General features: G+C 69.2%; 23 protein-coding genes and 1 tRNA gene. 14 read left to right on the top strand and 10 right to left on the bottom strand.

Going from position 1 to position 22,731, the window contains the following annotated elements:
- Window positions 1-10 precede the first annotated feature (10 nt).
- Entirely contained in the window at window positions 11-961 is a 951-nt protein-coding gene (locus tag GPZ80_RS17800) for a F0F1 ATP synthase subunit gamma (protein WP_187221493.1), read from the top strand.
- Window positions 961-2,397, top strand: coding sequence for a F0F1 ATP synthase subunit beta (gene atpD, locus GPZ80_RS17795; RefSeq protein ID WP_187221492.1), 1,437 nt, complete (start codon window positions 961-963; stop codon window positions 2,395-2,397). Before GPZ80_RS17800 ends, atpD begins: the two co-directional genes overlap by 1 nt.
- A gap of 61 nt (window positions 2,398-2,458) precedes the next feature.
- On the opposite strand, the gene GPZ80_RS17790 is transcribed toward atpD, so the two are convergent.
- Both GPZ80_RS17790 and GPZ80_RS17785 read right to left on the bottom strand, forming a co-directional pair.
- Complete coding sequence (locus tag GPZ80_RS17790; protein ID WP_187221491.1) at window positions 2,459-3,826, bottom strand: hypothetical protein; 1,368 nt, start codon at window positions 3,824-3,826, stop codon at window positions 2,459-2,461.
- 2 nt (window positions 3,827-3,828) lie between these two features.
- Window positions 3,829-4,332 carry a SigE family RNA polymerase sigma factor gene (locus tag GPZ80_RS17785; protein WP_187221490.1) on the bottom strand — a complete coding sequence of 168 codons (504 nt, stop codon included), beginning with the start codon at window positions 4,330-4,332 and terminating at the stop codon, window positions 3,829-3,831.
- Window positions 4,333-4,439: 107 nt separating this feature from the next.
- Here GPZ80_RS17785 and GPZ80_RS17780 point away from each other — a divergent pair, with 107 nt between their 5' ends.
- The 4 genes from GPZ80_RS17780 (at window position 4,440) to GPZ80_RS17765 (ending at window position 6,496) form a co-directional block, all read left to right on the top strand.
- On the top strand, window positions 4,440-4,805 hold the full coding sequence (locus tag GPZ80_RS17780; RefSeq protein ID WP_187221489.1) for a F0F1 ATP synthase subunit epsilon: 366 nt from the start codon (window positions 4,440-4,442) through the stop codon (window positions 4,803-4,805).
- Window positions 4,806-4,832: 27 nt separating this feature from the next.
- A complete protein-coding gene (locus tag GPZ80_RS17775; RefSeq protein ID WP_187221488.1) occupies window positions 4,833-5,276 on the top strand; it encodes a DUF2550 domain-containing protein in 444 nt (147 codons plus the stop codon).
- A gap of 1 nt (window position 5,277) precedes the next feature.
- Window positions 5,278-6,171, top strand: a complete 894-nt coding sequence (locus GPZ80_RS17770; protein ID WP_222719445.1) for a ribonuclease Z — start codon at window positions 5,278-5,280, stop codon at window positions 6,169-6,171.
- A gap of 67 nt (window positions 6,172-6,238) precedes the next feature.
- Entirely contained in the window at window positions 6,239-6,496 is a 258-nt protein-coding gene (locus tag GPZ80_RS17765; protein ID WP_187221486.1) for a hypothetical protein, read from the top strand.
- 56 nt (window positions 6,497-6,552) lie between these two features.
- Here GPZ80_RS17765 and GPZ80_RS17760 read toward each other — a convergent pair whose 3' ends face one another.
- From GPZ80_RS17760 to GPZ80_RS17745, 4 genes are all read right to left on the bottom strand, one after another.
- The gene (locus GPZ80_RS17760; RefSeq protein WP_187221485.1) at window positions 6,553-7,071 is read right to left on the bottom strand and encodes a hypothetical protein; all 519 of its coding nucleotides are present in this window, start codon (window positions 7,069-7,071) and stop codon (window positions 6,553-6,555) included.
- Window positions 7,072-7,168: 97 nt separating this feature from the next.
- Window positions 7,169-7,852 (bottom strand): response regulator transcription factor, encoded by a 684-nt coding sequence (locus GPZ80_RS17755; protein WP_187221484.1) that lies wholly within the window; start codon window positions 7,850-7,852, stop codon window positions 7,169-7,171.
- Window positions 7,840-9,492, bottom strand: coding sequence for a sensor histidine kinase (locus GPZ80_RS33740; RefSeq protein ID WP_187221483.1), 1,653 nt, complete (start codon window positions 9,490-9,492; stop codon window positions 7,840-7,842). Before GPZ80_RS33740 ends, GPZ80_RS17755 begins: the two co-directional genes overlap by 13 nt.
- Window positions 9,493-9,725: 233 nt before the next feature.
- The gene (locus GPZ80_RS17745; protein ID WP_187221482.1) at window positions 9,726-10,298 is read right to left on the bottom strand and encodes a cob(I)yrinic acid a,c-diamide adenosyltransferase; all 573 of its coding nucleotides are present in this window, start codon (window positions 10,296-10,298) and stop codon (window positions 9,726-9,728) included.
- A 70-nt stretch (window positions 10,299-10,368) separates the two neighbouring features.
- On the opposite strand from GPZ80_RS17745, the gene murA reads away from it, so the two are divergent.
- Window positions 10,369-11,643 (top strand): UDP-N-acetylglucosamine 1-carboxyvinyltransferase, encoded by a 1,275-nt coding sequence (gene murA, locus GPZ80_RS17740; protein WP_187221481.1) that lies wholly within the window; start codon window positions 10,369-10,371, stop codon window positions 11,641-11,643.
- Window positions 11,644-11,685: 42 nt separating this feature from the next.
- Here the strand turns inward: murA and GPZ80_RS17735 are convergent, their stop codons facing one another.
- Window positions 11,686-12,783 carry a sulfite oxidase gene (locus GPZ80_RS17735; RefSeq protein ID WP_187221480.1) on the bottom strand — a complete coding sequence of 366 codons (1,098 nt, stop codon included), beginning with the start codon at window positions 12,781-12,783 and terminating at the stop codon, window positions 11,686-11,688.
- Window positions 12,784-13,153: 370 nt separating this feature from the next.
- Between GPZ80_RS17735 and ggt the strand changes: the two genes are divergently transcribed.
- A complete protein-coding gene (gene ggt / locus GPZ80_RS17730) occupies window positions 13,154-14,932 on the top strand; it encodes a gamma-glutamyltransferase (RefSeq protein ID WP_187221479.1) in 1,779 nt (592 codons plus the stop codon).
- 138 nt (window positions 14,933-15,070) lie between these two features.
- Here the strand turns inward: ggt and GPZ80_RS17725 are convergent, their stop codons facing one another.
- Entirely contained in the window at window positions 15,071-15,361 is a 291-nt protein-coding gene (locus tag GPZ80_RS17725; RefSeq protein WP_187221478.1) for a hypothetical protein, read from the bottom strand.
- 147 nt (window positions 15,362-15,508) lie between these two features.
- On the opposite strand from GPZ80_RS17725, the gene GPZ80_RS17720 reads away from it, so the two are divergent.
- The gene (locus tag GPZ80_RS17720) at window positions 15,509-16,156 is read left to right on the top strand and encodes a DUF998 domain-containing protein (RefSeq protein WP_187221477.1); all 648 of its coding nucleotides are present in this window, start codon (window positions 15,509-15,511) and stop codon (window positions 16,154-16,156) included.
- A 1-nt stretch (window position 16,157) separates the two neighbouring features.
- Here GPZ80_RS17720 and GPZ80_RS17715 read toward each other — a convergent pair.
- Window positions 16,158-16,231 (bottom strand) — tRNA-Arg (locus tag GPZ80_RS17715).
- Window positions 16,232-16,564: 333 nt separating this feature from the next.
- A complete protein-coding gene (locus GPZ80_RS17710; protein ID WP_187221476.1) occupies window positions 16,565-17,434 on the bottom strand; it encodes a trypsin-like serine protease in 870 nt (289 codons plus the stop codon).
- Window positions 17,435-17,568: 134 nt separating this feature from the next.
- On the opposite strand from GPZ80_RS17710, the gene GPZ80_RS17705 reads away from it, so the two are divergent.
- From GPZ80_RS17705 to ehuA, 5 genes are all read left to right on the top strand, one after another.
- Entirely contained in the window at window positions 17,569-19,587 is a 2,019-nt protein-coding gene (locus GPZ80_RS17705) for an ethylmalonyl-CoA mutase (RefSeq protein ID WP_187221475.1), read from the top strand.
- A 100-nt stretch (window positions 19,588-19,687) separates the two neighbouring features.
- Window positions 19,688-20,575: an ectoine/hydroxyectoine ABC transporter substrate-binding protein EhuB gene (gene ehuB / locus GPZ80_RS17700; RefSeq protein WP_187221474.1), complete on the top strand. Its 888-nt coding sequence runs from the start codon at window positions 19,688-19,690 to the stop codon at window positions 20,573-20,575.
- Between the two features lie 7 nt (window positions 20,576-20,582).
- Window positions 20,583-21,278, top strand: a complete 696-nt coding sequence (ehuC, locus tag GPZ80_RS17695) for an ectoine/hydroxyectoine ABC transporter permease subunit EhuC (protein WP_187221473.1) — start codon at window positions 20,583-20,585, stop codon at window positions 21,276-21,278.
- The gene (gene ehuD / locus GPZ80_RS17690; protein ID WP_187221472.1) at window positions 21,275-21,931 is read left to right on the top strand and encodes an ectoine/hydroxyectoine ABC transporter permease subunit EhuD; all 657 of its coding nucleotides are present in this window, start codon (window positions 21,275-21,277) and stop codon (window positions 21,929-21,931) included. The genes ehuC and ehuD overlap by 4 nt, the downstream gene beginning before the upstream one ends.
- A 7-nt stretch (window positions 21,932-21,938) precedes the next feature.
- A complete protein-coding gene (gene ehuA, locus GPZ80_RS17685; RefSeq protein ID WP_187221532.1) occupies window positions 21,939-22,703 on the top strand; it encodes an ectoine/hydroxyectoine ABC transporter ATP-binding protein EhuA in 765 nt (254 codons plus the stop codon).
- The last annotated feature ends 28 nt before the right edge of the window (window positions 22,704-22,731 follow it).

Below are 22,731 nucleotides of genomic sequence, written 5' to 3'. Positions count from 1 at the left end.
CGGGTAAGCCATGGCGCAACTTCGGGAAATCCGACAGCGGATCAAGTCTGCCCAGTCCTTCAAGAAGATCTTCAAGGCACAGGAGCTGATCGCGACCTCGCGCATCAGCAAGGCGCAGGCCCGGGTCGCGCAGTCCAAGCCGTACGCGGACGAGATCACGCATGTGCTGACCGCCCTCGCGGGCGCGGCGGCCAACCTGGACTCGCCGCTGTTGGTCGAGCGCACGAACGCCAAGCGGGCGGGCGTGCTGCTGATCACCAGCGACCGCGGCCTGTGCGGCGGTTACAACGCCAACGCCATCAAGGCGGCCGAGGAACTGCAGGCGCTGCTGCGCGAGCAGGGCAAGACCCCGGTGCTCTTCGTGATCGGCCGCAAGGGACTGAACTTCTACCGGTTCCGCCAGCGCCCGGTCGCGCAGAGCTGGTCCGGCTTCTCCGAGAAGCCGAGCTACGTCAACGCGGCCGAAGCCGGTCAGACGCTCATCGACGCGTTCCTCGCGGGCGCCGACGATGACGGTGACAACGCGGGCGCCGACGGCATCCTCGGTGTCGACGAGCTGCACGTCGTCTACACCGAGTTCGTCTCGATGCTCACGCAGCGCCCGGTAGCCAAGCGGGTCGCCCCGCTGGAGGTGGAGTACTCCTCCGAGGAGGAGGCCGCCGCGGCCAGGGCCGAGCTGAAGTCGGCGTACGCTTTCGAACCGAGCGCGGAAACGCTGCTCGGCAATCTGCTGCCGAAGTACATCAACACCCGGATCTACGCGGCACTGCTCGAGTCGGCGGCTTCCGAGTCCGCCGCTCGACGCACGGCGATGAAGGCGGCGACCGACAACGCCGACGAATTGGTCAAGAGCTTCACGCGAGTGGCCAATCAGGTTCGCCAGGCGCAGATCACCCAGGAGATCAGCGAGATCGTCGGTGGCGTGGAAGCGCTCGCCGCTGCCGCAGGAAGTGATGACTAATGACCGCCATTCAGGAACCCAAGACCGCGACCGGTCGCGTCGTCCGGGTGATCGGCCCCGTCGTTGACGTGGAGTTCCCCCGGGACTCCGTGCCGGAGCTCTTCAACGCGCTCAAGGTCGACGTCGCCCTCGAGTCGATGAAGAAGACCATCACCCTCGAGGTCGCCCAGCACCTCGGCGACAACCTGGTGCGCTGCATCTCGATGGCGCCGCAGGACGGCCTCGTGCGTGGCGCCCCGGTGCTCGACACCGGCGAGGGCATCTCGGTGCCCGTCGGCGACGTCGTCAAGGGCCACGTGTTCAACGCCCTGGGTGAGTGCCTCGACAAGCCGGGCCACGCCGCGGACGCCGAGCGCTGGCGCATCCACCGTCGGCCCCCGGCCTTCGACCAGCTCGAGGGCAAGACCAAGATGCTGGAGACCGGCGTCAAGGTCCTGGACCTGCTCACCCCGTACGTCGAGGGTGGCAAGATCGGTCTGTTCGGTGGTGCCGGTGTCGGCAAGACGGTGCTCATCCAGGAGATGATCACCCGTATCGCCCGCAACTTCGGTGGTACGTCGGTGTTCGCCGGTGTCGGCGAGCGCACTCGTGAGGGCACCGACCTCTTCCTGGAAATGGAAGAGATGGGCGTTCTCCCGGACACCGCGCTCGTCTTCGGTCAGATGGACGAGCCCCCGGGCACCCGTATGCGCGTCGCCCTGTCGGCCCTGACCATGGCGGAGTACTTCCGCGATGTGCAGAAGCAGGACGTGCTGCTCTTCATCGACAACATCTTCCGGTTCACCCAGGCCGGTTCCGAGGTCTCGACCCTGCTGGGTCGTATGCCTTCGGCCGTGGGTTACCAGCCGACGCTGGCCGACGAGATGGGTGAGCTGCAGGAGCGCATCACCTCGACCCGTGGTCGCTCGATCACCTCGCTGCAGGCGATCTACGTCCCCGCGGACGACTACACCGACCCGGCCCCGGCGACGACCTTCGCCCACCTGGACGCGACGACGGAGCTTTCCCGTCCGATCTCCCAGAAGGGCATCTACCCGGCGGTCGACCCGCTGACCTCGTCCTCCCGAATCCTCGACCCGTCCATCGTGGGCGACGAGCACTACCGGGTGGCGCAGGAGGTCAAGCGGATCCTGCAGAAGTACAAGGAACTGCAGGACATCATCGCGATCCTCGGTATGGACGAGCTGTCCGAAGAGGACAAGGTGACGGTCAACCGCGCCCGTCGCATCGAGCGTTTCCTCTCGCAGAACTTCTTCGTCGCGGAGAAGTTCACCGGCGAGGTCGGCTCGTTCGTCAAGCTCGCCGACACCATCGAGGCCTTCGACAAGGTCGCGAAGGGCGAGTACGACCACGTTCCGGAGCAGGCCTTCCTCTCGATCGGTGGCCTGGACGACCTGGAGCGCAAGTACCACGAGCTCACCGGCAAGAAGAAGTAACTGCCGCCAAGCACGACGAAAGGGCCGGTATCCATTGCGGATACCGGCCCTTTCGCTGTTCCTACAGGGTGACGAACAGCGGCGGCGTGCCGTCCCTGGTCACCTCGACTTGGGTGGCGTTCGCGGGGAGCAGCGCGGCGTCCTTGCCCGCGTCGATCCAGTCCCCGTCGACGCGGTAGCGCAGGACCGCTCCGCGGGCAGCGACGAGCGTGCCCTGGCCGTTCTCCAACCTCACGTTCACGGGCAGTGGCTCCGCCGCGTTCAGCGGGCCGCCGTAGGCCCACTTCGTCACCTTGCCCGCCGCGTCGCGGTAGCCGAGGTAGAGCCTGCTGCCGGTGTCGTTGGGCACGTACTCGATGCCCACGACGCTCCCGCCGTCCGGCAGATCGGCGATCACTTCGAACCCGGTCACGCCCACTCGGGCCAACGGATCGCCGTAACCCGCCGCCTGCAACTCGCTTCCCACATCCAGGGCGTCGGTCAGCGCAGCGGCCTTGGCCCCACCCGCGCGCAGCGGCTGGTCCTGCGGCCAGTCCATCGTGCGGACGGGGATCGGCTTGCTCTGCCGGTCGAAGCCCTCCGCGTAGAGAGAGGCAGGCAGGGTGATCAAGGCCCCGGGATAGCCCGCGGTCGCGGGGTCCTTCGCCCGAACGACTCGGACGTCGGCACCGCGCACCGATCGTGGGAACTCGTGGAACGAAATCCCGTCCAGGTCCTTCATCGCCATCCACTCGCGGATGCCGCGGCCGTCGTCTCCGATCTTCCACTCGGGAGACACGTGCAGCGGCGGGCCGCCGCTGAACGCGATCGAGTACCGGTCGCTCGGGCCGAACAGGAACGCGAGCCTTTCGGCCCCTGAGCCGCCGAGGTTCGACGACCAGGCACTGTTCACCAGGGTGGCCCGGTCAGTGGCCTGGTCGCCCGCGACCAGCCCGATCACGATCCGCTGAACAGTGCTGAGATCGACGACGGTGCCGTCGACATCGGTCATGTTCCCTTTCTCCGACTCCCGTTGCTGCACGACGATGGCGACCTTGCCCGCGGGCGTGGTCCCGGCCCAGTACACGCGGGGTTCGCCGATCAGCGCGTTTCCGGGCTGGTCGGCTCCCGGCGCCGCCGCCATGCCTTTGGTGAACGCCGCCTTCGCGTCACTCAGGAGGTCGGCGTCGCCTGCCAGGTCGCCGCGGGTCGCCGCGGTCAGCATGGGGTTCGGGGCGGCGGCGGTGATCGCCGGCGGTGTCGGCGCCCACGGCGCCACGGAGACCACGACGCCCGCGGCCATCACGACGGCGAGGGTGCCGGTGACCGCCATGCGGCGGCGGAACTGCCTGCGCCTGCCGCCGCGCACCACGTCGGTGGTGAAACTCCTGCGGGGCTCGATGTCGTCGGTGGCGTCCCGCAACGCGCGGGTGAGGTCGTCGGTGTTCATGCTCATCCTTTCGTCGCGGGTTCGGCCAGCAGGGCGCGCAGGCGGTCGAGGCCGCGCGAGGTCTGGCTCTTGACGGTCCCGGTGCCGCACCCGAGTGCGGCGGCGGTGTCGGCTTCGGACAGGTCGTCGAAGTAGCGCAGGACCAGCACGGCCCGCATTCGGGGCGGGAGCGCCCCCAGCGCCCGGGCGATCTGGTCGCGGTCGGCGACGCTGCCCTCATGGCCGCGCACGCCCGGTTCGGCGACGTGCTCCAACGTCGTCTCGGTCACCCGGCGCGACCGGTGGCGCCAGCGGTTGGCCGAGGCGTTGGCCAGCGCCGCCCGGACGTAGGGCTCCGGGTTGCCCTTGACGCGCTTGCGCCGGGCGTAGACGCGTTCGAGCACGTCCTGGAGCAGGTCTTCCGCCGCGCCGCGGTCGCCGCCGCAGAGCAGGTAGGCCGTGCGCAGCAGGGACGTCGAGCGGTGCGTCACGAACTCGGTGAAGTCGGTGTCCTCGATGTCGGTCACCGCCTGTGATTGGAGTGGCTCATGCAAAGAGTGACACCGGCCTGGCTGGGGAGGTTGCCGACCGACCATCTAGACTGCCCAAGAACCGTGAGTCTAAGGAGATAAGCGTGGCTGAGATGTCCGTCCAGCTGGTCGCCGTGGAACGACGCCTGTGGTCGGGTACCGGCTCGTTCGTCAGCGCGCAGACCACCGAGGGTGAGATCGGCATCATGCCTGGTCACGAGCCCGTGCTCGGCCAGCTGGTCGAGGGTGGCGTGGTCAAGGTCATCACCACCGAAGGCGAAGCGGTCGTGGCCGCGGTGCATGGTGGCTTCCTCTCGGTCACGGGCGACTCGGTGAGCATCCTGGCCGAGTCCGCCGAGCTCGCGGGCGAGATCGACGTGGCCCAGGCCCGTTCCGGACTCGACGCAGAGGACGCCGAGGAGCGCGCGAGAGCAGCCGCCCGCGTGCGCGCCGCCGAGCAGTCTTCCTGATGTCGGCGTAGGGGGCGGGGGCGGCCGATGGACATCAGCGATGTGGTCGTGCTGGTCCTCGCCGCCGTGTTCGCCTTCCTCGTCTTGCTGGTCCTGCGCCGCCTGCGCCTTCTTCGCGCGGGCGGCGTTCACGTCGCCCTGCGCACCCGCATCGACGACACCGGCAAGGGCTGGCACCTTGGTGTCGGCCGCTACCAGGGCGACGAGTTCGCCTGGTTCCGCGCGCTGAGCCTGCGCAAGGGCCCCGACCGGGTCCTGCGCCGCGACGGCCTGGAGATCGTGCACCGCCGTGAGCCCGAACGCGGCGAGACCCCGAACATGCCCGCTGGATCGCGTGTCCTGCGCTTCGAGTACGCCAACGGCGGCGCGGCCCCCGGGGTCGAGGTCGCGATGGGCCCGGACGTGCTCACCGGCTTCCTGTCGTGGCTGGAAAGCGCACCGCCCGGCCATCGGCTGCCCTGGGCGTCCTAGCTTGTCCATGCGTGAACTCGTCGTCCTCGGGACCGCGAGTCAGGTGCCGATTCGCGCCCGCAACCACAACGGCTACTTCCTGCGCTGGGACGACGACGTCTTCCTCTTCGACCCGGGCGAGGGCACGCAGCGGCAGATGGCGCTGGCCGGAGTGTCCGTCAGCGCGATCACCCGGCTGTGCGTGACCCACTTCCACGGCGACCACTGCCTGGGCGTCCCCGGCATCGTGCAGCGCCTTTCCCTCGACGGCGTCGCCCGCGAAGTCGTCGCCCACTACCCGGCCTCCGGTGCCGAGTTCTTCGGCAACCTGCGGCGCGCGAGCTCGTTCTATGAGGTCGCGCGGGTCCGTGAGGAGCCGGTGGTGGCCGAAGGCGTCATCGCGACCGGCCGGTTCGGCGAACTGCGCGCCCGCAGGCTCGACCACCGCATCGAGACCTTCGGCTACCAGCTGCGTGAGCCCGATTCCCGCCGGCTGCTGCCGGAGAAGCTGGCCGAGCTGGGCATCACCGGTCCGGCCGTCGGCGCAGTGCAGCGCGAAGGTGGGGAGCTGCTGGAGCGGGTCAGCGAGCCGAAACCGGGGCAGCGGTTCGCCTTCGTGATGGACACCCGCCTCTGCGACTCGGTGTACGAGCTGGCGGAGGCCGCGGACATGCTCGTGATCGAGTCGACCTACCTGCACACGGACGCGGCGCTGGCTGAGGAACATGCCCACCTGACGGCCCGGCAGGCGGCCCGGGTCGCGCGGGAGAGTGGTGTGCGGACGCTGGTGCTGACCCACTTCTCGCAGCGCTATGACGATCTGAGCCTGTTCCACGAGGAAGCCGCGGCGGAGTTCGACGGCGAGATCGTGGTGGCCACGGACCTGGCCAGAATCCCGATTCCGAAGCGCCGCTGACCGCTCAGCCGCGCCTGGGCCGGAATTTGTCGGCATGAACCCATAGGCTCTTGGGGGTGAGCCCACGATGAGCAAGACGGACGCCCTTCGCGCCCTGCGCGAGGCGCGCTATGCACAGCGGTCCCAACGCGAAACCAAGCCGGTGATCGCACCGACGGCGCAGCCGCCTGCCAAACCGGCTCGGGTCTCCGCGGACGCCCCGGTGGTCGAGGTGGTCGAGGTGGACCGCGAGCCGGAGGCAGCGCTCTGCGGCCATCGGGCGATCAGCGGACGCACCTGCACCCGCGAGCACGGGCACGCCGCCAAGAGCCATCGCTACTCCTGATACGTCGGACGGTGTCCGAACACCCTGGGATCACGCGATGGCCTCCCGGTGTCGCGTCAGAGCCAGTCGTGCACGACCAGCGTCGGTTTGCTCTGGCTGAACCGGAACCACGGCGAGCCCGTGCCGGAGCTGTGCTGGTACTTGGCGACCCCGGAGCTGGTGTAGCCCACGATGGAGAAGCTGTTCATATCCCAGTTGTCCGGCCCCTCGAACCAGGCTGAGTGCGAGATCAGGGTCAGGTGCTGGGCCCGGATGTGGCACGAATTGACCGTCTGCCCCGTCGTCGCGAAGGGGATGTCGACCTTCACCACCGTGCTGTTGTTCGGGAACTGCCCGAAGACCGATCGCAGCGGGAGCGGCTGCGTCAAGTGCGGCACCTTGATCGACACCAGGAGTTCGGAGTTGTAGCGCAGGTCGTCGCCGCCGGTTCTGAACGTCATCGTGAACTTGGTGATGGTGGCGCAGCTGCCGATCGGGTCCGCGGCGGCGCCGGTCGCGGTGAAGGTCGCGGTGAGCAGGATGACGGCGGCGGCGACGGCCACCCGTGTTCGACGACCGATGGTGGTGAGCTTCATGGGTTCCTCCCTGTGGACTGGCCACCACACTGGCGCGTCCGGCCGGTGCCGGGGACGGGGGAACCTCTGGCGCGAAGGTTGGAAAACCCGGTGGCGCTCAGCGGGCCAGGTCGCCGGTGCCGCGCAGGAACGCCAGCGTCGCCAGGACCCGGATGTTGACGCCGCGCCGGTCCACCTCGCCAAGCGACCCGAGGCCGAGTTTCGCCGTGATCACCGACAGATGTTTCTCCACGGTGCCGACCTGGCAGGCCATGTGCTGGGCGATCCCCAGATTCGACCGTCCCTGCGCGACGAGCGACAGCACTCGCCGCTCGTGCGGGCTCAGCAGGTCGAGCGGGTCCTTCGGTCGCGGTCCGGTCATCAACGCGCGGATCAGCTCGCGATCGATCACCACGTCGCCCGCCGTGACCCGGTGCAGCGCGTCGACGAGTTCGTCGAGGTCGCCGACGCGTTCTTTGAGCAGGTAGCCAAGTGCCCGAGACTCGCCCGGCATCCCGAGCAGCCGCTGTGCGAAGGAGACCTCACCTTGGGAGGACAGGACCAGCAGCCCCACCTCCGGATGCCTGCTCCGCACCAGTTCGGCCAGACACAGCCCTTCGTCGCGTTGGTGTGGCGGCAGTCGGATGTCGAGCAAGACCACGTCGGGAGGATCGGCGTAGACCAGGCGGGCGGCGGACTCGACGTCGGCCGCCGCGCCGATCACGCGCACACCGCGACCGCGCAGACCCTCGGTGAGGATGTCCCGCAGCAACAGGTGGTCCTCGACGATCACGACCCGCATGGCGCCCCGATCGGCAGTCGAGCCGACACCGTGGTGCCCCGCCCGGACTGACTCGACACGGCCACCGACCCGCCGACGGACGCCGCCCGCAGGCGCAGGGCCCGCGGCTCACCATTGCCGCCCGCGCCGTCGTCACGGACCTCCAATACCAGCGTGCCGTCGTCCTCCCGAACGGTGACCACGACCGCGGACGCGCTCGCGTGCTTGTAGACGTTCGCGACGGCTTCGGTGACCAGGAAGTACGCGGTCAGCTCAACGTCGGGGGACCAGCGGTCCACGGGGATGTCGGCCACAACGGGGATCGGCGAGAGCGCGCCCAGCTGAGCCACCGCCGCGGCGAGCCCGTGCTCGACCAGAGTCTCCGGGTAGATGCCCTGGGTGAGCTCGCGCAGAGCGGCGACCGCCTGACCGATCAGCTGGTGCGCCCGGTGCAGCGCGCCGTCGACCGGGATCGAGCCGCTCCGGGCCATGTCGAGCAGCAGCATCGCCCCGAACAGCTGTTGCTGCGGGCCGTCGTGCAGGTCGCGCTGGATGCGGTGCCGTTCGGCGAACGCCGCGTCCGGGATCTGGCGTGTGGCGGCCGCGTTGCCGATCGCCAGACCCGCGATGTCGAGGACCACGTCCACCACTCGGCGTTGCTCGACCAGGGTTTCGTCGTGCTCCACGACCGCGACCAGCGCTCCGTCCCGGTGCACCCGCGTGGCGGCCCTTCCCGGCGAGGGGCCCGGTGTCACGGGCGCGCCGTGCACGTCGACGAATGAGCCGCCGCGGTCGGCGTAGTGCAGCACGAGCGTCGGATCACCGACCGCGTCGGCCAGCGCGCGCTGCAGCATGACCGGCTGGTGCGCGCCGGACCGGTCGAGCACGGTCCGCGCCGCCCGCGCGCAGGCCAGCTCGAGGTGCAGCCTGCGAGCCGCCATCGCGAGGGGGACCGCGCCGACGAGCAAGGCGCAGGCCACGAACAGCGACCCGGTACGAGTGCCGGAAGAAGCGCCGGACGCGGCGACGGAGGCGGTGCAGATCCCGCCGGTCCCCAGCAGCAGGACCATGCCCCACTGCGCGGCGCCGTGCCTGCGGCGCAGGCTGGTGGCCGAGACCCAGCGGCGGACGACCACGGCCAGTGTCGCGGCGGTCACGACCACGTAGGTCGCACTGCCCGCGACCGCCATCGCCGTGTTCGGTCCAGGATTGTGGTTCCACCACCACGGCGGCACAGGGGAGTCGATGAGGTATCGCGCGACCTGGGTGCCGACGGCGCCCGCATAGGACACGACGACGAGCGCTCGGGCCCCCGTCGACCCCACCCGCCCGTTCGGCAGGGCCAAGGCGAGGTGCGCGAGGACAGCGGTCCACAGATAGGCCAGGCAGAAACCGATGGCGAACCAGGGCTCGGTTTCGACGGCCCGGAGGTCACCCAGATGGAAGGCGGATCCCGTGAGGACGATGAGCGCGCCGATGCGCGGCCGGGACGCGCGCGACCAGATCCGGGCGCCGATGGCGATGGCGACCACGCCGAAGCCGTGCAGCGCCACGTCGGTCCATCTCTGGTGCGCGATCGGAGCCGAGAGCGCGATGGCGGCCGCGGCGAAGCCCATGGCGGCGGCGATCACGAGTGGAGGGCCGAGGTTCCGTGCGGACACCGGAACCCCCAAGGATGAACTCAGCCTGCCCGGACATGGTCATTCTCGCACCGGAGGCCCTCGACGTTAGCCGCGCGACCGCTTGGCTATCCGGAGACCTTGTTCGCCAGATCGCGCAGGTCCTTGCGGATGTTGCCGCGCACCATCGGCGCCATGAGCGGGCAGGCGAACCGGTAGTAGCCGCTCGCGTCGCCCTGGATGCGGATGCAGTTTCGGGGAGGCGGGCTGGCTCCTCAGCCGTTGGCCCCGGGCTTCCACAGCACGTCGCCGTCCGGGTTGGCGATGCGGGCCAGCACGAACAGCAGGTCGGACAGCCGGTTGAGGTACTTCGCCGCCAGGATGTTCGTCCGCTCGGCGTCGTCCTCGATCAGCGCCCAGGCGTTGCGCTCGGCCCGCCGCGCGACGGTGCGGGCGACGTGCAGCAGGGCCGCGCCGGGGGTGCCACCGGGGAGGATGAAGCTGTTGAGCTTCTCCAGGCGGTCGTTGAAGTCGTCGATCCAGCCTTCGAGCCTGGTCACGTATGCCTCGGTGATCCGCAGCGGCGGGTACGGCGGGTCCGGGACGATCGGGGCGCACAGGTCGGCGCCGACGTCGAACAGGTCGTTCTGGATGCCGCGCAGGACGTCGGCGACCTCGTCGGTCAGCCCGCCCAGGGCGATGGCGACCCCGATCGAGGAGTTGGCCTCGTCCACGTCGGCGTAGGCGGCGAGCCGGACCGATGTCTTCGGCACCCGCGAACCGTCGCCGAGTGCGGTCGTGCCTTTGTCGCCGACCTTGGTATAGACCCGTGTGATGTGAACCGACATGTCGTCAGCCTATTACCCGCACGCGCACCCGACTGGGGTGAGCGGGTTCGGTAGGGGCATCATTGCCCGCGTGACAGAGCACTTCCAGGTCCATGGCGGCGCGCGGCTCGTCGGCGACGTCGCGGTTGTCGGCGCCAAGAACAGTGTGCTCAAGCTGATGGCGGCGGCGCTGCTGGCCGAGGGCACGACCACCCTGACCAACTGCCCGGAGATCCTCGACGTCCCCCTGATGGCCGATGTCCTGCGCAGCCTGGGCTGCGAGGTGACCCTGGAGGGCGACCGCGCGGTGATCACCACCCCCGCGGAGCTCAACTACCGGGCCGACTCGCCGTCGATGGGCAAGCTGCGGGCGTCGGTCTGCGTGCTGGGCCCGCTCGTCGGCCGGTGCAAGCGCGCTGTCGTCGCCCTCCCCGGCGGCGACGCGATCGGCTCGCGGCCACTCGACATGCACCAGAACGGCCTGCGCTCGCTCGGCGCGACCAGCGAGATCGAGCACGGCTGTGTCGTGGCCGAGGCCGAGGGCCTGCACGGTGCGCAGATCTGGCTGGACTTCCCGAGCGTGGGCGCCACCGAGAACATCCTGATGGCAGCGGTGCTGGCCGACGGGGTCACGGTGATCGACAACGCGGCGCGGGAGCCGGAGATCATCGACCTGTGCCTGATGCTGCAGCAGATGGGCGCGAAGGTGGAGGGCGCGGGCACGTCAACGCTGACGGTCCACGGCGTCGAGTCCCTGCGGCCCACCGAACACCGCGTTGTCGGCGACCGGATCGTGGGCGCCACCTGGGCCTTCGCCGCGGCGATGACCCGGGGCGACATCACGGTCAAGGGCGTCAATCCGCACCACCTGGACCTGGTCCTGGAGAAGCTCCGCAGCGCGGGCTCGGAAATCACCATCTACGAAGACGGTTTCCGCGTGGTGCAGCACGACCGCCCCACCGCGGTCGACTTCGTGACGCTGCCCTACCCGGGTTTCGCCACCGACCTGCAACCCTTCGCCATCGCGCTGACCGCCATCGCGGACGGGACGTCGATGATCACGGAGAACCTGTTCGAGGCCCGCTTCCGCTTCGTGGAGGAAATGGTCCGCCTCGGCGCGGACGCCCGCACCGACGGCCACCACGCCGTGATCCGGGGCGTGGAACGTCTGTCCAGCGCACCGGTGTGGGCCTCGGACATCCGCGCGGGGGTGGGCCTGGTCCTTGCCGGCCTTTGTGCGGAAGGCGTGACAGAGGTGTGGGACGTCTTCCACATCGACCGCGGCTACCCCATGTTCGTGGAGAACATGCAACGCCTGGGCGCAAACGTCAGGCGCGTCGACATAGAACCTGAGCGAGCTATTTAGGGAATCGCCCCAGAGCCCCGGCAGGCGCTTGCCTGCCGGGGTTCAGCGGACAGTCACCAAAACCCGCTGAGCCATGTTGTTGGCCATCCCCTGCACGTTCCACGGTTGCTCCACCGGCTGCGTGCCGTGCCGGTCAACCGCCCGCACCAGCAGTTCGGCCTCGCCACGGACGGCTGACCAGCGGAAGGTCCAAGCCCGCCACGCGTGCTTTCCCACCTGCGCGCCCAACACCGCGGCCCCCCAAGTCCGACCGCCATCGACGCTGACCTCGACCGCGGAAACCGTGTCCCGACCACTCCACGCCCGGCCGAAGAGCTCGACCGGCCCGGCGTCGACGATCCGCCTTCGGGTCATGAAGTCGGGGAAGCCTGGCGGCACGACCAAGGCGCGCGGCCGGATGCGGGTGACGGGCTCGCCCTCCTCGTCGGTGTCGTGCTTGATCCGGTACGCCGTGGAGTTCTGGAATCCCGTGAACTCGTGGTCCAGCACGGTGATCCGCCGCAGCCACTTCACGCTCGCCATCCCGTACCACCCCGGCACCACCAGCCGCACCGGCGCACCATGCTGCGGCGGCAGCGGCTGCCCGTTCATCTCGTAGGCGACCAGCACGTCCCGCCCCACCGCGTCCCCCAACGACAGCCCCCGCTGGTAGTCCTGCTCGACCCCCCGATCAGTGCCATGGTCAAGCCCCGTGAACGCGACATCCACCGCGTCATCAAGGACCCCCGCCTCGGCCAGCAAATCGACGAGGGGCGTCCCGGTCCACCGAGCGGTCCCGACGGCCTCGTCCAGCCACGGCTGGCTCACCGGCCGCGGGTGCAGCCGGGCCCGCCCGTTGCCCGCGCACTCCAGCGTCACCGTCAGTTCCACCTTCGGCCGCGCCCGCAGCGTCGCCAGGTCGAACTCCAGCGGCGTGCCGACCCGGCCGTCCACGGTCAGCCGGTAGCTGTCGGGCTCGACGTATGGGATGTCGTAGTGCACCAGCACGTAGTGCAGTCCCGGCGGAGTCAGGTCATACCGCAGCGCCTCCAACGGCATCCCGTGGTTGCGCGCCGCCAGCCGCAACTCCTCGAGCGAGATGCCCTCATCGGGCCCCGCGATCCGGGACGCCTCACCTTCGCGGACGCTGGAGGAAGTCATGCCCTGAGCATCGCCCAGAACGGCCAGGTGTGACATTCGGCTGGTCGGGCGGGACCTCGTCACCCGGTGGCCGACGGTGAGCGCTAGCGGAACTCGGAGGTTGTCAGGAGCCGGATTTGAGCGTCGATCCACGTCTCCGTGGTGCCGGTGAAGGTGTGCAGTGCCGGTCTCCCAGCGGTGTCGCAGCACCAACAGGGCGCCACGCCGGGGTGGGTGGCGTCGGCCTGCCGGAACGCCGACACCGCCGGCTCGGCGCGGGGCCGACACTTTCGGCCGGTTCGCGCACCCGAAGTGCCCGTGCGCAAGCCTGGCGCCGCCGGGACACCGCGAGTAGAACTGGACCACCGTCCAGTACGACAGGAAGGCCGTGATGCGTACTCCACGCCGAGGCAACGCACTGTCCGTAGCGCTACTCGCGATAGCGGGGCTGGTGGCGGCTCCGTCGGCCGCGGTGGCCGCGCCCCCACTGGTGAAGGCCCCGTTCGCGGAGGGTTATGGCGGGGCGGTTGTCTCCGACTCCATCGAATCCACCCAAGCCGGGATCGACGTGCTGCGCAGAGGCGGCACCGCCGCGGACGCTGCCGTGGCCGTCGCCGCGACCCTGGGGGTGACCGACCCGAACATGGCGGGCCTCGGTGGCGGCGGGTACTTCGTCTACTACGACGCCCGCACCCGCCAGGTGTCCACGATCGACGGTCGCGAGACGACGCCTGCCGCCGGCGACGCGCAGATGTTCATCAACCCGGCCACGGGCACGCCGTATCCGTTCTGGACGGCTGTCAACAGCGGCCTGTCCGTAGGCACGCCGGGCATGCTGGCCACCTGGGAGCGCGCACTGCGGCGGTGGGGCCGGTTCAGTCTCAAGGACAACCTCAAGCCCGCCATCAAGGTCGCCGAGAAGGGTTTCCCGGTCACCCCGCAGCTGCGGTCGGAGATCCTGGAGAACGAAGCCCGCTTCAAGCAGTTCAGCTCGACCGCCGAGCTGTTCCTCCCTGGTGGGACCGCGCCGGAGGTCGGCTACATCCTGCGCAACCCCGACCTGGCCGACACCTACCGCGAGATCGCCAAGGACGGGACGCGCGCGTTCTACGGCGGCAAGATCGGCGAGGACGTCGCCGAGACCACGCAGAACCCGCCGCTGGCCGCCGACGCCACCATCACCCCGCCGAAGGGTCGGATGACGGTCGAGGACCTGCGGGACTACCGGACCATCGACCGCGCGCCGTCACACGTCGGCTATCGGGGTTACGACGTCTACGGCATGGCGCCCAGCTCCAGCGGCGGCATCACCGTGGGTGAGGCGCTCAACATCCTGGAGACGTTCGACATCGGGGGCATGGAGCGCACCCAGGCGCTGCATCACTACCTGGAGGCCAGCAAGCTCGCCTTCGCCGACCGCAACCGCCACATCGGCGACCCGGCCTACGTCGACGTCCCGCAGGAGCGGCTGCTGTCGGACGCGCACGCGGCCAAGCGGGCCTGCCTGATCGACCCGGCGTCGGTGCTGCCCGCGCCGACCGCCCCGGACGCGGGCTGCGAGCCCGCGGCGGCGGGGACGGCGTCGTCGGAGAACGAGGTCCACACGAACCACTTCGTGGTCTCCGACAAGCGCGGCAACGTGGTGTCCTACACCAACACCATCGAGCAGGTCGGCGGCAGCGGCATCGTGGTGCCGGGCCGCGGGTTCCTGCTCAACAACGAGCTGACCGACTTCAACTTCACCCCGTCGCAGGGCTCGGCGCCCGATCCGAACCTGGCCGCGCCGGGCAAGCGGCCGCGGTCGAGCATGTCGCCGACGATCGTGCTCAAGGACGGCAAGCCGTGGCTCGCGGTCGGGTCGCCGGGAGGGTCGACGATCATCACGACGGTCCTGCAGATCCTGGTCAACCGGGTCGACTTCGGCATGTCCCTCAGGGATGCCGTCGCCGCCCCGCGCGCCACCCAGCGCAACTCCCCGACGACGGTCGCCGAGCCTGCCTTCATCGCCGCCGCGGGCGGCCTGAAGTCCATCGGCCACGTCTTCGCCGAACAGCGCTTCATCGGCGCCGCCGCCACCCTGGAGTTCACCGGCGCCGGCAAAGTCCTGGCCGTGGGCGAAGAGTTCCGCCGCGGCGGAACCTCCGCCGCCGTCCTTCACCCCACCCCCTAACCCACCCGCGAGTCCAACGTTCAGAACAACGAGTCCAACGTTCAGAACATCGAATTTCCCTCTCACGTCACGTGAGGCTGGAAGCAGGATGTTCTGAACGTTGGACTCGTTGTTCTGAACGTTGGACTCGCGGGTGGGTCAGGTGTTGAGGAGGGTTTGGATGGCGAGTTGTTCGTCGGCGGGGAAGACGAGGACTTGGTAGGTCTCGCCGTCCTCGCTGGGGACTGTGGTGGCGCGGACGCCTGCCTTTTGGAGTTCGAGTTCGACGAAGCGGGCGGCCTCGACGCTGCGGACCTTGGCGACTTCGCGGAGCAGGCCGTAATCCTTGCGCCGGTCGGCGTCCGACGCCATGCCCCAGCGCAGGACGAGGCCGATCAGGCCGATGACGGCGATCGCCACCAGGATGAGGAACGGCGCGGGCACATCCATGCCCTCCATCATCGCGCGAGTCCGCCTCCCGAGCACAAGACGTAACCGTTAGGCGGTTATGTTCGCCACCTCGGATGCGATCAACTGGTGTCGGGTCGGTGTGGTCCGCGCGAGCCGATCCACGGAACCGAGTCTCCGGAGGCGGCCATGACTCAGACAGTGGGACGCGACCTCGTCCACTCATACCTCTACCTGCGCAGGGCGATCGGCCTGATCGGCCTCGCGCTGCCACCCGTGCTCATCCTCGGGAAGATCCTGCTCGACGGTGGCGGACTGCAGAACTCGCTCAGCGGCTACTACTACACCGGGATGCGTGACGTCCTTGTCGGCGCCATGTGGGCGGTCGGCGTCTTCCTGTTCTGCTACCGCGGTTACAGCGTGGTCGACGACTGGGTCGCCAACCTCGCGGGCCTGTCCGCCATCGGGGTCGCGATCTTCCCCACTTCGCCCAGCGGCGGCCCCAACGTCAGCGTCGCGGACGACAAGCTGCTCGGGTACGTCCACGTCGCCGCCGCGGCCGTGTTCTTCCTGTCCCTGGCGTACTTCTGCCTGTTCCTGTTCACCCGGCAGGACGGCGAGAACCCCGGTGAGCACAGCGAAGCACGCAACAAGGTCTACGCCGCCTGCGGTGTCGCGATCATCGTCTGCATCGGCCTGATCCCGGTGATCGCCTACCTCTTCGACAACGAGACCAAGGCGCTGCATCCCGCACTGTGGCTGGAATCCGGCGCCGTGCTGGCCTTCGGTGTGGCGTGGGCGACGAAGGGCAAGGCCATCGCCATCCTCAAGCGCTGAGCATCCCTGCCAGGACTTGAACCTGGGACCTCGCCGTTCGTAGCGGCGCGCTCTGTCCAGCTGAGCTACAGGGATTCGCCCGGCCGCGCGGTGAAGCGGCGGCCGGGAGGGCTCACCCGAGGGCAAGCCGGTTTCGTTCGCCGGGCCACGCGGTAGCGGGCGCGACGGGGCGAACTGGGAAATGGTCTGGGGAAACAAGAGAGCCGCCCATCGGTGCTGGCGATGGGCGGCTCCCTCACGTGAGGATCACGGATCTCACTGCGGGAAGCCGATGCCCAGGCGTCGGCGAACGATGTGTGCGGTGCCGAATCGGCGCCCCACCCCTCGCTGCACGTTCGCTGCTGTCATCGTCGCTCCTCGTTTCGTTGCGCTCAGCATGTCCGACGTGGACGGTCCATGTCCAGCGAATTAGGGCAGAGTCACGAACTGGCTCATGAAGGCGCGCGCGGTCGGCGCGTCGAGCCGGTAGGACACGTTGGTCGCGTAGCAGGGGCCGTCGCCGGTGATCGTGGTCGCGACCAGGGTCCGCTTGCCGTCGATGACCGCGAAGTTCGGGCCACCCGAGTCGCCGTAGCAGGCGCCGCCGTTGCCCTGGGGCGCGGTCATGTGCAGGCGCACCCACGTGTTGTTGAGCGCGTCGAAGCCCACCGGCGCCTTCATCCGCACGCCGCCGCCCGGGTGGGTCTGTCCACCTGGGCCACGCACGGCCTCTTGGGTGCCGTATCCGGCCACGGTGAACGGCACGGCTTCGAGGCCGCGCGGGCCGAGGGTGTCGAGCTTGCCCGCGGCGGGCAGCGTCGCGGGAGTGAAGTTCCAGCGGGCCGCGAGCGCGGCGGCCGGCAGCTGCACCACGGAGATGTCATGCGAGTCCGCGGAGTTGCCCGGGTACTGAGGGTCGTTGTGGGCGACACCCTCGACGCCGACCGCCGCCCCGACGGCCGCGGGGTCGCCCGGGTGGGCCAGCGCGGCCGCGTCCAGGTCGGCCTGCACGTTCTGCGCGAGGGAGACGTAGAACCGCACGCCCTCGGCCCAGTCGGTGGTGCAGTGCGCCGCGGTCAGGAACGTGTCGCGGTCGACCATGGTCCCCGAACACATCCAGTCGATGCGGTCGGGCGTGGCCGGGTCGTCGTCGTTGTCCCACTGGACCACCAGCGCGCCGACCTCGGTCCGCTCGGGCGCGGGGGTGGCGTTGTAGCTGTTGATCGCCGATGCTGGGATCGATAACACGCTGGTCAGCGCCGCTGCGGCGACGGCGGGCACGAGGAACTTAAGACTCATGGTCAAAGCCTCCGAGAAAGGGATTCAGGTTGCGACAGTCAACCGGTGAGCGTGCCTGTGAGCAATGGCACCGAGCCGAAATTCGTTACTGACCAGTACGCTCCACGAAAAGGGCTGTTAACGGAGGTAAACCGGTGCCGTATCCGTCAGACCGTGAGCGAGACCGCCCGTGGGTCATGCGCACCTACGCCGGGCACTCTTCCGCGACCAAGTCCAACGAGCTCTACCGCCGCAACCTGTCCAAGGGGCAGACCGGCCTCTCCATCGCCTTCGACCTGCCGACGCAGACCGGCTATGACCCCGACCACGAACTCGCCAAGGGCGAGGTCGGCAAGGTCGGCGTCCCGGTCACGCACATCGGCGACATGCGCACCCTGTTCGACCAGATCCCGCTCGGTGTGGCCAACACCTCGATGACGATCAACGCGACGGCCATGTGGCTGCTGTCGCTCTACGTCTCGGTGGCCCAGGAGCAGGCCGAGGCCGAGGGCGCCGACTGGCACGAGGTCGTCGCCAAGCTCGCGGGCACCACGCAGAACGACATCATCAAGGAATACCTGTCCCGCGGCACCTACGTCTTCCCGCCCGGGCCGAGCCTGCGGCTGATCACCGACATGGTCGCGTGGACCGTGTCGAACGTGCCGAAGTGGAACCCGATCAACATCTGCAGCTACCACCTGCAGGAGGTCGGCGCGACCCCGGTGCAGGAAGTGGCCTACGCGATGTGCACGGCCATCGCCGTCCTCGACGCGGTGCGCGACTCCGGGCAGGTGCCCGCCGAGAAGTTCGGCGAGGTCGTCTCCCGCATCTCCTTCTTCGTCAACGCGGGCGTGCGGTTCATCGAAGAGATGTGCAAGATGCGCGCCTTCACCGAGCTGTGGGACGAGATCACCCGCGACCGCTACGGCATCACCGACGAGAAGCAGCGCCGGTTCCGCTACGGCGTGCAGGTCAACTCGCTCGGCCTGACCGAGGCGCAGCCGGAGAACAACGTCCAGCGCATCGTGCTGGAGATGCTCGCCGTGTCGCTCTCGCGCAAGGCCCGCGCCCGCGCGATCCAGCTGCCCGCGTGGAACGAGGCCCTCGGCCTGCCGCGCCCGTGGGACCAGCAGTGGGCGCTGCGCATGCAGCAGGTCCTCGCCTACGAGACCGACCTGCTGGAGTACGAGGACATCTTCGACGGCTCCCCGGTCATCGAGGCCAAGGTCAACGAGATCATCACCGGCGCGCGCGAGGAGATCGACCGCGTGCAGGCCATGGGCGGCGCGGTCGCGGCTGTCGAGTCCGGCTACATGAAGACTCAGATGGTCGGCTCGCTCGCGGAGCGCCGCAGGCTCATCGAGAACGGCGAGCAGGTCATCGTCGGTGTCAACAAGTTCGACACCACCGAGCCGAGCCCGCTGCAGGCCGAGGGCGCCAAGGCCATCGAGACCGCCGACCCGGCCGCCGAGTTGGAGGCCGTCGAGGCCGTCCGGCGCTGGCGCTCCGAGCGCGACGCGGCCGCGGTGGACGAGTCGCTGCGCAAGCTGCGTGAGGCCGCGAAGACCGACGTCAACCTGATGGACGCCACGCTGGCCTGCGCGCACGCCGGGGTGACCACCGGTGAGTGGTCCGCCGCGCTGCGCGAGGTCTTCGGCGAGTACCGCGCCCCCACTGGCGTCTCCGGCGCCTCGGTCGGCGGCGAGGCGGGCGTCGAGCTGGCGGCCGTGCGCGAGCGGGTCAAGGCGACCGGCGAGGAACTGGGCGAGCGGCTGCGCATGCTGGTCGGCAAGCCCGGCCTCGACGGCCACTCCAACGGTGCCGAGCAGATCGCCGTGCGGGCCCGCGACACCGGCTTCGAGGTCGTCTATCAGGGCATTCGCCTCACGCCGGACCAGATCGTGGCGGCCGCGGTGCAGGAGGGCGTGCATGTGGTCGGCCTGTCGATCCTGTCCGGCTCGCACCTGGAAGCGGTTCCCGCGGTGGTCGAGGGTTTGAGGGCCGCCGGTGCGGGGGATGTACCGGTTGTCGTCGGCGGCATCATCCCGCCCGACGACGCGAAGATCCTCGCCGAGCGCGGTGTGGCCCGGGTCTTCACGCCCAAGGACTACGAGATGACGCAGATCATGGACGAGATCGTCAACGTCATCCGCGAGGCCAACAAGCTGCCCTAACAGTGGGTTAATCACCGGTTATTGACCTAAACGGGTGATCCCCCTACGTTCGACGCACACACACGTAACTTGTCGATGCGCGCGAAACGGGGCGAACGCGATGGTGGATCAGGGCTGGACGCGGCGGGAATTATTTCGACGAACGGCCGCGGTGGGAGCCCTGGCCGCCACGGGTGGCTGGGCTCTCTCCGCCTGCACCAGCGTGTCCTCGGGTGATCCGTTGGCCGCGGCGAAGGCCGCGGGCAAGATCAAGATCGGTATCGCCAACGAAGCTCCGTACGGGTTCACCGACGCGTCGGGCCGGGTCACCGGCGAGGCGCCGGAGGTGGCCCGCGCGGTGTTCAAGGCACTGGGAATCGCCGACGTCGAGGCGGTCGCGACCAACTTCGACGGGCTGATTCCCGGCGTCACCGCGAAGCAGTTCGACATGGTCGCGGCGGGCATGAACATCACGCCCGCCCGCTGCGGGCAGGTCGCGTTCTCCATCCCGGACTACAGTGCTCTGACGGCTTTGCTTGTGCCGCGCGGAAATCCCGAAGGTGTGCGCGGCTTCGACGAGGTGAAGGCGAAGGGGCTCAAGCTCGCCGTGCTGTCCGCGGCCGTGGAGAAGGGGTACGCCGAGTCCGCGGGCGTGACCCAGATCGAGACGCTCGACAGCCAGGACACCCTGCTGCGCGCGGTGGCCGACGGCAGGGTGGGCGCGGCCGCGCTGACCGACATCTCGCTCAAGGACCTGGTCAAGAAGAACCCGGACGTCGCCGTCGAGGTCACTCCCGGTTTCACCCCGCAGGACAAGGGGAAGGACGTCGTGTCCGCGGGCGGTTTCGTGTTCCGCAAGGAGGACACCGCGCTGCTGGAGGCGTTCAACGCCGAGCTGAAGAAGCTGCACGAGAGCGGGGAATGGCTGCGCATCGTCGAGCCGTTCGGGTTCGGCAAGGACAACCTGCCCGCCGCCGGGCTGACGACCGAGAAGCTCTGCGCCGCCTGAGCCGACCGTGCCGGACAACGCGAATCGCATAGTATCGACGATTCTGGAGGGTCTGCCCTTCACGGTGATCGCCGCCGTCGGCGGCATCGCGCTGACCATCGTGCTCTCGCTCGCCGCCGGGCTCGCCCTGCTGTCGCGATCCCGGGCGGTCCGGGTGATCGCCCGGGTGTACGTCGAGGGGCTGCGCGGGACGTCCGAGGTGGTCCAGCTGTTCTGGCTCTACTTCGCCCTTCCCGCCCTCGTCGGCCTGCAGTTGGTACCGCTGTACGCGGGCATCCTGGTGCTCGGGCTCAACCACGGCGCCTACGGCGCGGAGATCGTGCGCGGGGCCGTGCGGGCCGTGCCTCGGTCCCAAGTGGAGGGCGCGCTGGCACTGAGCTTCACGCCCGCGCAACGGATGCGCCGAGTGGTGCTGCCGCAGGCGTTCGTGGAGATGCTGCCGCCGTTCGGCAACCTGTTCATCCAGCTGCTCAAGAGCACCGCGCTGCTGTCGTTCATCCAGGTGACCGAGATCGTGCAGCGCGGTGAGCAGCTGCGGCCGACGCATGGGGCGGACCTGCCGTTCATCTACGTGGTCGAGCTGCTGCTGTACCTGGTGCTGGCACTGGTGATCACGGCCGTGATGCGGCTGCTGGAGCGGGCAGCCTGCCGCCGGATCGGCCGGGAACCCGTGCGGAACCGGTTCCTCGGGGGTGTCGGATGACGTGGGACTGGCAGTTCGCCGCGAACTCGGTGCCGCTGATCCTGCAGGGATTGCTGGTCACCCTGCAGATCACCGTGCTGGGCTCACTCGTCGCCTACACCCTGGGACTCGTGTTCGCCCTGGTGCGCCGGGCTCGGATCCCCGTGGTCGACCAGTTGTTGTTCCTGTTCATCGAGTTCGTCCGCAGCACGCCGCTGCTGGTGCAGATCTTCGTGTTGTACTACGTGTTCCCGTCCGCGTTCGGCATTCGCATGTCGGCGTTCGTGACCGGCGTGATCGCCATCGGCGTGCACTACGCCTGCTACACCTCCGAGGTGTACCGCGCGGGAATCGACGCTGTCCCAAAAGGACAGTGGGAGGCCGCCACGGCCCTCTCGCTGCCGCGCCGCCGCGTGTGGACATCGGTGATCCTGCCGCAGGCCGTGCCCAGAGTCCTGCCCGCGCTGGGGAACTACACGATCTCGATGTTCAAGGAGACCCCGCTGCTGCTGGCCATCGGCGTGGTCGACCTGGTCAACGCGGCCAAGGCGGCGGGCAACGAGTCGTACCGGTTCGTCGAGGTCTACACGATCGCCGGCTTGCTGTTCCTGTTGCTGAGCTATCCCGCGTCCCTGCTGGTGCGGAGGTTGGAGCGTCGTGTCGAACCAGTCTGACCCCCCGATGATCCGCTTCGACAACGTCGTCAAACGCTTCGGCGACAACACGGTTCTCGACGGCTTCACCTGCCGCATGGCGCCGGGAGAGTTCGTCACCCTGATCGGCCCGAGCGGCTCGGGCAAGACCACGATCCTGCGGCTGGTGATGACCCTGGAGCGGGTCACCGACGGCCTGATCGAGATCGACGGCTCCCCGCTGAGCCACATGCACCGCGGCGGGAAACTCGTTCCGGCCGACGAGAAGCACCTCGCCGGGGTGCGCACACGGATCGGGATGGTGTTCCAGCAGTTCAACCTGTTCCCCAACATGACCGTGCTGCGCAACATCACCGAGGCCCCGGTCCGGGTCCTCGGCCTGACCCCCGCCGAAGCCGACGAACGCGCCCGCGACCTGCTCGACCTGGTCGGCCTGGCGGACAAGGCCGACGAACACCCGTCCCGGCTGTCCGGCGGTCAACAGCAGCGGGTCGCCATCGCCCGCGCTCTGGCGATGCGCCCGGACGTGCTGCTGCTCGACGAGGTGACCTCCGCGCTCGACCCGGAACTGGTGGCGGGTGTGCTGGGCCTGCTCGGCCACATCGCCGACACCACGGACATCACGTTCCTGTGCGTCACCCACGAGATGGGCTTCGCCCGAGACGTGTCCGACCGCGTGCTGATGTTCGACCACGGCCGGGTCATCGAGGACGCGCCGCCTGAGCGGCTGTTCACCGATCCGCGTGAGGAGCGGACGCGGGAGTTCCTGCAGGCGGTGGTCGGCCGGACCTGAGCGGCGCCCGGGGCGATCACCGCCCCCT

Origin of the sequence: Actinokineospora xionganensis (genome assembly GCF_014323725.1) — a bacterium.
In the GTDB taxonomy this organism is placed as follows: domain Bacteria; phylum Actinomycetota; class Actinomycetes; order Mycobacteriales; family Pseudonocardiaceae; genus Actinokineospora; species Actinokineospora xionganensis.
The sequence above is the reverse complement of the archived record's forward strand: the minus strand, read 5'-3'. Positions and strand labels throughout refer to the sequence as shown.

Bases quoted from the DNA above. Each gene is read 5' to 3' on its own strand.
- GPZ80_RS17800 (WP_187221493.1), top strand. From the start codon at position 11: ATGGCGCAACTTCGGGAAATCCGACAGCGGATCAAGTCTGCCCAGTCC.
- atpD (WP_187221492.1), top strand. From the start codon at position 961: ATGACCGCCATTCAGGAACCCAAGACCGCGACCGGTCGCGTCGTCCGG.
- GPZ80_RS17790 (WP_187221491.1), bottom strand. From the start codon at position 3,826: ATGAACACCGACGACCTCACCCGCGCGTTGCGGGACGCCACCGACGAC.
- GPZ80_RS17775 (WP_187221488.1), top strand. From the start codon at position 4,833: ATGGACATCAGCGATGTGGTCGTGCTGGTCCTCGCCGCCGTGTTCGCC.
- GPZ80_RS17765 (WP_187221486.1), top strand. From the start codon at position 6,239: ATGAGCAAGACGGACGCCCTTCGCGCCCTGCGCGAGGCGCGCTATGCA.
- GPZ80_RS17760 (WP_187221485.1), bottom strand. From the start codon at position 7,071: ATGAAGCTCACCACCATCGGTCGTCGAACACGGGTGGCCGTCGCCGCC.
- GPZ80_RS17755 (WP_187221484.1), bottom strand. From the start codon at position 7,852: ATGCGGGTCGTGATCGTCGAGGACCACCTGTTGCTGCGGGACATCCTC.
- GPZ80_RS17745 (WP_187221482.1), bottom strand. From the start codon at position 10,298: ATGTCGGTTCACATCACACGGGTCTATACCAAGGTCGGCGACAAAGGC.
- GPZ80_RS17735 (WP_187221480.1), bottom strand. From the start codon at position 12,783: ATGACTTCCTCCAGCGTCCGCGAAGGTGAGGCGTCCCGGATCGCGGGG.
- ggt (WP_187221479.1), top strand. From the start codon at position 13,154: ATGCGTACTCCACGCCGAGGCAACGCACTGTCCGTAGCGCTACTCGCG.
- GPZ80_RS17725 (WP_187221478.1), bottom strand. From the start codon at position 15,361: ATGGATGTGCCCGCGCCGTTCCTCATCCTGGTGGCGATCGCCGTCATC.
- GPZ80_RS17720 (WP_187221477.1), top strand. From the start codon at position 15,509: ATGACTCAGACAGTGGGACGCGACCTCGTCCACTCATACCTCTACCTG.
- GPZ80_RS17710 (WP_187221476.1), bottom strand. From the start codon at position 17,434: ATGAGTCTTAAGTTCCTCGTGCCCGCCGTCGCCGCAGCGGCGCTGACC.
- ehuB (WP_187221474.1), top strand. From the start codon at position 19,688: ATGGTGGATCAGGGCTGGACGCGGCGGGAATTATTTCGACGAACGGCC.
- ehuD (WP_187221472.1), top strand. From the start codon at position 21,275: ATGACGTGGGACTGGCAGTTCGCCGCGAACTCGGTGCCGCTGATCCTG.
- ehuA (WP_187221532.1), top strand. From the start codon at position 21,939: ATGATCCGCTTCGACAACGTCGTCAAACGCTTCGGCGACAACACGGTT.